The organism is Pseudomonas sp. EA_5y_Pfl2_R50 (assembly GCF_963970475.1).
GTDB lineage: Bacteria > Pseudomonadota > Gammaproteobacteria > Pseudomonadales > Pseudomonadaceae > Aquipseudomonas.
In genome coordinates this window covers 1-7,792 of record NZ_CAXAPT010000027.1, presented here as the reverse complement: position 1 = coordinate 7,792, position 7,792 = coordinate 1, and the positions used below count along the sequence as shown (strand labels likewise).

The 7,792-nt window shown below is 51.2% G+C and carries 8 protein-coding genes and 1 pseudogene; 8 read left to right on the top strand and 1 reads right to left on the bottom strand.

Features of this window, described 5'->3' with window-relative positions; translation table 11 throughout:
• The first annotated feature begins 1,012 nt into the window (after nucleotides 1–1,012).
• From AACY19_RS26400 to AACY19_RS26380, 5 genes are all read left to right on the top strand, one after another.
• Nucleotides 1,013–1,324 (top strand): hypothetical protein, encoded by a 312-nt coding sequence (locus AACY19_RS26400; RefSeq protein ID WP_339454442.1) that lies wholly within the window; start codon nucleotides 1,013–1,015, stop codon nucleotides 1,322–1,324.
• A gap of 565 nt (nucleotides 1,325–1,889) precedes the next feature.
• Nucleotides 1,890–2,519 carry a hypothetical protein gene (locus tag AACY19_RS26395; RefSeq protein ID WP_122455292.1) on the top strand — a complete coding sequence of 210 codons (630 nt, stop codon included), beginning with the start codon at nucleotides 1,890–1,892 and terminating at the stop codon, nucleotides 2,517–2,519.
• A gap of 97 nt (nucleotides 2,520–2,616) precedes the next feature.
• Complete coding sequence (locus AACY19_RS26390; RefSeq protein WP_339454441.1) at nucleotides 2,617–3,735, top strand: HNH endonuclease; 1,119 nt, start codon at nucleotides 2,617–2,619, stop codon at nucleotides 3,733–3,735.
• Between the two features lie 27 nt (nucleotides 3,736–3,762).
• Nucleotides 3,763–4,773 (top strand): PIN domain-containing protein, encoded by a 1,011-nt coding sequence (locus AACY19_RS26385; RefSeq protein WP_339454440.1) that lies wholly within the window; start codon nucleotides 3,763–3,765, stop codon nucleotides 4,771–4,773.
• 498 nt (nucleotides 4,774–5,271) lie between these two features.
• Nucleotides 5,272–5,583, top strand: a complete 312-nt coding sequence (locus tag AACY19_RS26380) for a helix-turn-helix domain-containing protein (protein ID WP_122413348.1) — start codon at nucleotides 5,272–5,274, stop codon at nucleotides 5,581–5,583.
• A gap of 22 nt (nucleotides 5,584–5,605) precedes the next feature.
• Here AACY19_RS26380 and AACY19_RS26375 read toward each other — a convergent pair whose 3' ends face one another.
• Nucleotides 5,606–6,016 (bottom strand): type II toxin-antitoxin system RelE/ParE family toxin, encoded by a 411-nt coding sequence (locus AACY19_RS26375; protein ID WP_122413347.1) that lies wholly within the window; start codon nucleotides 6,014–6,016, stop codon nucleotides 5,606–5,608.
• A gap of 356 nt (nucleotides 6,017–6,372) precedes the next feature.
• Between AACY19_RS26375 and AACY19_RS26370 the strand changes: the two genes are divergently transcribed.
• The 3 genes and pseudogenes from AACY19_RS26370 to AACY19_RS26360 form a co-directional block, all read left to right on the top strand.
• Nucleotides 6,373–6,741: a hypothetical protein gene (locus AACY19_RS26370; protein WP_122455295.1), complete on the top strand. Its 369-nt coding sequence runs from the start codon at nucleotides 6,373–6,375 to the stop codon at nucleotides 6,739–6,741.
• 110 nt (nucleotides 6,742–6,851) lie between these two features.
• A complete protein-coding gene (locus AACY19_RS26365) occupies nucleotides 6,852–7,517 on the top strand; it encodes a hypothetical protein (protein ID WP_122455296.1) in 666 nt (221 codons plus the stop codon).
• A 1-nt stretch (nucleotide 7,518) separates the two neighbouring features.
• Nucleotides 7,519–7,665: pseudogene (locus AACY19_RS26360) on the top strand (site-specific integrase); the annotation flags it as partial.
• Between the last annotated feature and the right edge of the window lie 127 nt (nucleotides 7,666–7,792).

Here is a 7,792-nt window from a genome sequence, read left to right as displayed (position 1 = left end):
TTGAAGAATCGATAGAAATTTATAACCGTAAGCGACCTCACTTGTCCCTGAAATACAAAACGCCCGATGCGGTGCATCGGGCGTTTTGAGACTGAAACAGGTGTAAACCTATTTCAGGACTAGACAGTGGGCCCACACGGACTTGAACCGTGGACCAAAGGATTATGAGTCACAGAATGACACTCCGAGGCCATGTAAGTCTAGGCGAGGGTAGGCAAAGGTACAACAGGGCTAACCTTCTGTTAACGCTGAGTTTTTGCCAGTTTTGTAAAAGTGGTTACGACTGGGGACTGTACCGCCAATGTACTTATAGGACGCCTCCGCTGCTGCGGATGCCTAAGCCTGGTTCCCAGGTGCTGGTTCCTCTGCTGATTAAACTAGGCGCTTGTATCAAACGACGGACCCGAAGGGCAATGGAGCCTTTTTTTGTGCGGACCTTAGCGCTTAAAGCGCTTTTTCGCTGTTTTGGACCAAAGCGGGGGTGACGAGGCCCCTTCTAATTCCCGCTTAGCACCACCAAAGCACCGCTAATGCCTTATGGATTCCCTTGAATGCCCCGAAGACACCCATCCAGTACCCCATTGCGCACCCTAGGACAGCTGTCCAAAAAGCACTCATCCACGCCTTGATGCCCACCAACCACCGCTCACTTCCCCCAAGGGTCCGGCTTTTTCCCTTTAGCACACCTCAACCGCACCACTAATAAATGGCCTAGCTAAAACTACGTTTTTTTGCACAAAAAACGGCTCAAATGCAGCAATAAACCAGGTTCAAAGGGATGGGCGTTAGTATTTCTATACGCTGTGAGGAATGGAACGCGGCGTCATCAACCGCGATGCGACTCGCAGGCTCTTGATGAAGCTCGAGATAGGCTGACTCAATGGCCGTTCGTGACAAAATCGTAGGACCCGCCCTAGGCTAGATTTTATTTAGTCACGACGGTATCTGGCGCTTTTTGGCGATGTCGTCGTGACTATGAAAGCTGGGCATGGGGCGAATAGAGGTGTCGGCAATGAAAACTATCGGACGAGTCGAAGTCGAGACAGTCATTGATGTCAGATGCGATGTGTGCGACGCATCCACTCGCGTAGATATGGGTGGGTTCCAGTTTGGCTCTCTTCAGGCGAAATGGGGCTTCGGCTCTTCCCACGACGGTGAGCGTTACGAAGTACATCTCTGTGAGGGCTGCTTTTTTCAAGCACTGGCATATCTTCGTCAAGAGCGGCTAATTCAGAATATATTCAGTGCGGACGACGGCGCTGATTTATCGGAGGATCTAGGGCTCGTAGCGAGAAATGATTACTTTGGTGATTCGGGCGGATGAGGTCGAAATGAAAGGGCGTCGGAAGGTCAGAACGAACAAGTGGCAGATTATGGAACAGGTCATCAAGGAAGCGGGGGCAATCCTTGCCACCCGATCTGTGACAGGCGGACGTTTTTTAAATATTGCAGCTCAGAGCACGCTTGAAGAGCCTGTTGGAATGTTGGCAGGGAGCCGCGGTGCGCAAGCGGACACACCGTCGGATTCATAAGTGAATCGGAACTGAGTCCAAGGAAAGGTATCCGGCAGTGATCTGTCTCTCGTCCCCGCCATCCATTCCCGAAGCGGTTGCTTTCGACTATAAGTGGGCGCTTAGCAGCTCCCAAATATCCTAAATTATCTCGCTGACTATAATTGCCCTGAAAGCCTCGACATAGCGGCATTAGGTTTAATAGAAACATCACTTGAAGAGCCCTCAGGTGACTGGCAGGAACCCGCCGCAGGTGATGCTTAGAATCGGAGCGGAACGTCAATTTTTGGCTCGATCTCTTTCCCACGCGTCGGTGGCTTCTGCGCCTACAATCAGCAGTTACGTCGCTACAGTCATGCGGGTCACGCAGGGGCATTTATGGACTCAGGGAACGTTTCAGCGATCATCTCAGCAGCGGCAGGTATCAGCGGCGTCTTGCTCGGCAACCTTTTCGTTCTGATTAAGGAGTGGTGGGTCAAGCGTAGTACGGTTAGCCAGAACACGACGTACCTTGGCATTATTGTCGTTTCGCACTTGGACCGGTTCGCAAGCCAATGCTATGACGTTTGCATGGACGATGGTACGTCGCGCGGTCGGCCAGCTGGTCATGACGGTCAGTGGGAAACTACCACCATCGTTCCCGTATTTAGCCCGTTGGAACTTGACGTTGATTGGAAGCTTTTACCCAGGGAGTTGATGTATTCAATTCTTCGGATTCCTGACCAACAAGATAAAATCCATGGCAAGCTTCAAGGAATCCAGGAATTTAATTACGACCCGCCGGATCATCCTGAGTATTTCTGGGTTAGAAGGCGGAGCTATGCCGTATTAGGGCTTCAGGTATCTGGGTTAGTCCGAAAGCTCCGTTCACATGCAGGTTTGCCTCCTGAGGAACCGGTGATAGGTGAGTGGAGCAGAGATAAGAGTATGGGGGAGGTGATAGCTCATTTGGATGAGCTGGAAAGAAAAAGCCTCATGCGTAAAACGGCTACCAGCGAAGACGAATAAGCTGATTGCAGAGAGCACGGGCCCCCTCTTGTCAGGGTATGTGCCTTGCGCGTGCAGTACCACCAGTCGCTTGAAACTATAAGGAGCAGCCGCAGACATGGCGCGGTTTTTTCAGGTCATTTCCGACGATGGCAGTCCAATTGATGCTCACTTCGGAATCGAGTCGGACGAGGTTGTATTCCACAGCCGTGGCGGTACCAAAGGTAAGGGCGCGATCAACTCCGAATATACTCTGGGGCTTTCTGTTTTGCTGGCCAGGCTGAAGCGGGTCTCGTTTGCAGTAGAAGGCGTCTGGGTTGATAGCAGCCGCGTTCAGGACATTCCCATTTCTCAGCGAACGATACTGACCTCGGAGGAGAATCAGGCGCCTGTTGATCAGATTGTGAAAGTCCTTTCCACTCGAATGAAGACCGTCGGCCGATCGTCCTCTGAGTCCTCGGGAGGCAACTCCACTCGACGCATTCGGATGAAGATATCTGGGGGCGATGCGCAGGCGTTGAGTCTTGCGCTTGGCGGTACCCCAATAGATAAAAATCTACGGAGCCTCGATCGGCTTCCCGCTGAGGTGCTTCGGGGAGTCACCGCCGAGCATATATGGCGTGCTGTTCAGGATCTGATCAGCGGGATTGATTCACCTGGCTTTGCTGAGTCAACCGATTACGACATGATCGTTGATGAACACCTCCGACTGCCACCGAAGGCAGTATTTGGCTTAGCTGCTACACGCGCTCTGGGATTTCAGATACTGCCAAAACACTTCACCGCCGGCGTTAACAGCGTCTGTTTCCAACTACTTGAGGATGCCGGCTTTCATATAGTGCCCAAAGGTACCTTGGTGGCTGATCCCGCACTGCCTCCGCTGCATGAAGATCGTGTGTGGACTGAGGGGCAGCCCAGGCTCGTGGCTCATTTACGGAAGGAGCGCGCCCCAGGGTTGTCGATTGCCAAGAAAGCTGAATTCAAGAGGAAGCACGGGCGACTCTATTGCGAGCGCTGCAAAATGGATCCGGTTGAAACTTACGGCGCAGAAAACGGAGAGGCCTGCATCGAGGTACACCATCGAACCGTGCAGGTTGCGCAAATGGCGGTAGGGCATCTGACAAGCCTGGAGGATTTGGAATGTCTCTGCGCGAGTTGCCACCGGGTTGTACATCGTGAACTGAGTGGCAGGTATGGTAATGAGCCGTTATCTGGGGATGGCTGCGCCAAAGTCTAGCGATCAGCAAAGTGAAATGGAGCTTCAATGCATTTAATAATGCTCGATACCTGCGTTTGGTTGGATATTTCTACACAGAAAGCAGAGCTGCCAATGCTGACTGCCATAGAGCATCTGGTCGAAGAAGGAGTCATTAAGCTCCTGGTGCCCGAGCTTGTGCGTATAGAATTCGAGCGAAACAAGGACAAGGTCATTGAGTCCACGCGCAAGCGAATTGCCAGCGAGATCCGTGTCGTCAAAGGGATCATCCAGTCATTCGGCGGTGAAGGAAAAAACGCCGCACTGGAGACCATTGATGATGTGAACCATCGGCTGCCAATCCTTTCGGAGGCGACCCAAGGCAGCGTCAACCGCGTGATTAAACTGTTTGACCTGGCTTTCCAGACACCCATCACAGATGCAGCCAAGATCAAGGCTGCCGAACGAGCAATCGATAAGAGAGCTCCATTCCACAAACAAAAGAATAGCGTTGCCGACGCGGTGCTGGCCGAGGCCTTCCAAGAGTTCCGAATCGGTCAGGCAGCTAATTTCGAAAGTTTCAGGTTCGTGACTCACAACGTTACCGACTTCTCAGGTAAAGATCACAGGCAGCCCCATGATGATTTTTCAGAGATCTTCGACGGCGAAACCTCCCTTTATTTCAATACCACGAAACCAGCTATCGAAGATCTGTTAGATCTTGAGGAATTCCACTATGAAAACGAGTGGACCTGGGAAGACCAGACGCGTGGCCTTCAGGAAATTCTGGAAGCCATGGACGAGTTAGTCGACAAGGTTTGGTACAACCGGCACATGAACATGATGCATCGTATTGAGTTGGGTGAGATTACCGTTGGTGAAAACGGTGCCGAGAACGAGACATCGGCATTTCAAATCCACCCTTCGATTTTGCAAGGAGCACTTGCCGCCGCTGAAAAGGTTCGTCAAAAGTACGAGGATACCGGCCCTTGGAGCGATTTCGAGTGGGGCATGATTAATGGGAAGCTATCAGCCCTTCGATGGATTCTTGGTGATGAGTGGGACATGCTCGACACCTGAGTCGAATAGGTGGGGTTCCTGTCCATCCATCATGCCAGCTCGGTTGAAAGTCGATCACCGTTGTCCGACATCTTGAACTCGTAAGGTGAGCTGTATCGCATACTAACGATATCGACCAACGGTTAGGTGAAACGCTCAAGCGAGCGCCGGCAGCCTCACGCCGCGGATTGACAGTAGGATAGGGACGTGTGCTCACAGCTATAGCCGATGAGGGCTGGGTAGCATTTTTTGCTGGCCAGTATTCGGCTCCAGAAAGGCCGTATTTTCCCGCCTTAGGTAAGCACTGACCGGAGTCTACCGAGAATCAGCTCGATGGACATGACCTTCTCGTCTGCATGAAGGTCGTGGCAAATGAAGAAAGCAGAAGAAAACGCTTGCAATGTTACAAGAAAAGATAATAATATTGTCGTCAGTGGGCTGGTAACGCTCATGCTCAGAGGTCGAGCAATCCTGTTACTTTTCATTCTAGAGGCGACCTCCACCTAGGGAGGACTTATTATGAGTCAGAACCTATTCGAGCTGTTCACAACGGATCCCGTTGAGTACAACATGAAGCATTTAAAAACACAGCTATTCATGACTCTGATCACATTGATTCGCGATAATGAATGGTCACAAGCTGTAGCTGCAAAAAAATTGAACGTCAGCGCACCTCGAATGAGCAATCTATTCAAAGGCTATCTAGAGAAATTTTCTATCGATACTCTCTTGGAGATGCTAATCCGAATAGGTTACAAAGTAGACGCAGACTTCAATCCAGAAAACAAAGCGAAACCTTTCGTGATGAACGTAAAAAAAGCGACGCTGTGATAGCGTCGCTTGATTTATAGCCTTACTTCTTTTTCTCTTTCTTCGACGCTTTTGCGTCCGCCTTGAGCTCTGAAATCAGGGCTTTCCGGCGTAGCGTCACGGTGGACTTGATTTGTGGATCGGGTCCATTCGTGGTTTTCTTGCACGCGTGCAGTACGATGATTTTACCTGTTACTTCTATCGTATAGACACAGCGGTAAGCTGGGGATCCATTTTCTATCAGTTCATAGACATCCTTATGGATGCTGATCAACTGATCGGTCTCGCAAGCAGGCAGTTGATGTTTAGCCATCAGATGCAAGCTGACGATGAAGCTTTCCCGCACCTGATCTGGGAGTTTACCCATCTCCTTGAGTACAGCCTTGTGTGGGTAGAACTCTATTAGCAGATCAGGTTTACGTTCGATGGCGGTTGTATCGTTTTTCTTTTTCATGGTTTTTATATGCTCCTGGCATAGATGGATTTAATAAGCTATTCATTTTATTGCCTCATTTAGCGACTGCCTTTACAAGCACAGCCTAATTGCCGCCTTATGGCGGCGCTCTAAAAAACCAGACGTTTGTCTGGTAGTTCTATTATTACAAGAATTTATAAGTAATGTCAAGGTAATATTACAGCTGGCGATACCTTGCGCATACCTGGGGCGGGTTGCATGCGCTGCCGTTCTCAAGCAAACCTCAAGGTTTTAAGGTCGGCAGCCGTTGCTGGTCGGCAGCTCGCTCGGCATATAGTCTTAAGCTCCAAGCCTAAGGGCTTGGTTACCCACTACTCGCTAAGAGAAGCCAGCACATGACCGATTTGATTGAAGAAATTAAAAACAAAGCCAGGAAGGTCGCGGACAAGGCCGTCGATGCATTCGAGGTGGTAACGCACGACCAGGAGGAGCGTACTGGTGTTGTGGCGGCTCGCATCAGCCAGTCTCTGGCAGAAGGCGTCGATCCGGATGTACTGGCTCTGCAGATGACCAAGAACGATCTGCGTAACAACCCGTCAGACCCTGTGACGTTTGTAGGCAGCGATATGCCTGTCATCGCCAAATTTCATCGTGCGAACAAGCGCAGGGCATCGCTGACCAAAGCTCAAAACACTCAACTGATCAAAAATCAGCGTGCTGCAGACGCAGATGGCGCAGACGCCCAAGACGGTCTATTAGTGTGACGTCCCACCAAAGGGTCGGGGGCTAATCCCGGCTCACTCAGCTACACGAAATAGCCTGCCTATAAGTGGTGATAAAATACGTTATCACCACTTTTAAAAAGGAGCTGCCGGTGGATGTTTTAGAACCGCACAGGTACATCCATCCGGTCCGCGCAGGCTCGATGGTGCAGACCTATGTCGACATCGCCGAGCAAGCATTCGGGGATTTTCTGAATGAGGCCGCAACGGGTGGGTTGGGCCGGTATGAGGGACCACGTGTCAGCGGCATCAAGACCATCGTATTTGCTGCGATGGCCATCGAGGCGGCGGCATTTGAGTTTGCGGCCACAGCCCTGGGTGATCTGGAAGCCAGCAAGCCTTCTCTGGACAGGGTGAGCTTGGTACCTAAATGGAAGAAGCTGACCCGCCAGATTTGTGGCCAATCGCTCGACAACAAAGGTCTGGCAATCCAACACCTCGCTAAGCTCGTGCAAGCGCGAAATAAACTAGTGCATTACAAGTCAGTGCCGGAAAACGTTACGGGAACGGTCAGGGAGACCATGAGGACCGAATGGGTCCAATTTGAAGAAGATCAGGTGCCCAACGCCTACATGACCCTGGTGCTACTCTCACTCGAACTGGAAGCGTCGCCCTGCGGCATTTTTGGCGGCTTTCTTTGGCGCGATAGAAGCATCTGCCCACCGGGTTTCCGTAACGACTACTTGCTTAATGCTCGCGTAAAGAAAGTCATTGACCGTTGCCACGAGATCCATAAAAAACATCTGAAGGGAGTTTGAGGTGTCAGATCTCATCCTTTCCAGCGAACGCCGACTGACAGCCGTCGAGTTCCAGCAGTTGGCCAGCGTGCCGGCCGCAGTCGAGTGGTTCGCCAATATCGATAACCACCGCACGCGTCGTGCTTACCAGAATGACCTGCAGGACTTCTGAATCGCCCCGGGTTTCGTAGACACCTCCATGCCTTAAAATGAGGCCAATCAGGAGGTGCCATGAGCAACCCGCGTTATCCCGAAGAATTCAAAATCCAAGCAGTCAATCAAGTGACCGAAAAGAA